Source organism: Mycobacterium sp. 4D054, assembly GCF_052245755.1.
Taxonomy (GTDB): Bacteria; Actinomycetota; Actinomycetes; order Mycobacteriales; family Mycobacteriaceae; genus Mycobacterium.
The window spans coordinates 1-778 of sequence record NZ_JBQQCF010000159.1 but is presented as its reverse complement, the minus strand read 5'-3'; the positions used below and the strand labels follow the sequence as shown (position 1 = coordinate 778).

Annotated in this window: 1 protein-coding gene; it reads left to right on the top strand. The window is 66.7% G+C overall.

Going from position 1 to position 778, the window contains the following annotated elements; genetic code table 11:
- On the top strand, window positions 1-778 hold a 778-nt coding region (locus ACTWP6_RS30375), incomplete at both ends, for an IS256 family transposase (RefSeq protein ID WP_443189648.1).

Genomic DNA, 778 nt, shown 5'->3' with positions numbered 1-778 from the left:
ACCACGGTGGTCGCGACCTGCTACCTGCTCGGGGTCTCCACCCGACGGATGGACAAGCTCGTCGAAACGCTCGGCATCACCTCGCTGTCGAAGTCGCAGGTCTCGGTGATGGCCAAGGAACTCGACGTCGCCGTGGAGGCGTTCCGCACCCGCCCCCTGGATGCCGGGCCGTACACGTTCGTGGCCGCCGACGCCTTGGTCCTCAAGGTCCGCGAGCAGGGCCGGGTGGTCAACGTGCACGCCCTGATCGCGGTCGGGGTCAACAAGGAGGGCTACCGCGAGATCCTCGGTATCGACGTCACCACCGCCGAGGACGGGGCCGGCTGGCTGACGTTCTGGCGGTCGCTGACCGCCCGCGGACTGTCTGGGGTCAAACTGGTTACCAGTGACGCCCACGCCGGCCTGGTGGCCGCGATCGGAGCCACCCTGCCCGGCGCGACGTGGCAGCGCTGCCGCACGCACTACACGACCAACCTGATGGCCATCACCCCGAAAGCGTCGTGGCCGTGGGTGCGCACGCTGCTGCACTCGGTGTTCGATCAACCTGATGCTGAATCCGTTGCTGCACAATACGACCGGATCATCGACGCGCTCGCCGACAAACTGCCCAAGGTCGCTGATCACTTGGAGGCAGCCCGGCCAGACCTACTCGCGTTCACCGCGTTCCCCAAGCAGATCTGGCGCCAGATCTGGTCCAACAACCCGCAGGAACGGCTCAACAAAGAGATCCGCCGGCGCACCGACGTCGTGGGCATCTTCCCCGACCGCAACGCCCTGA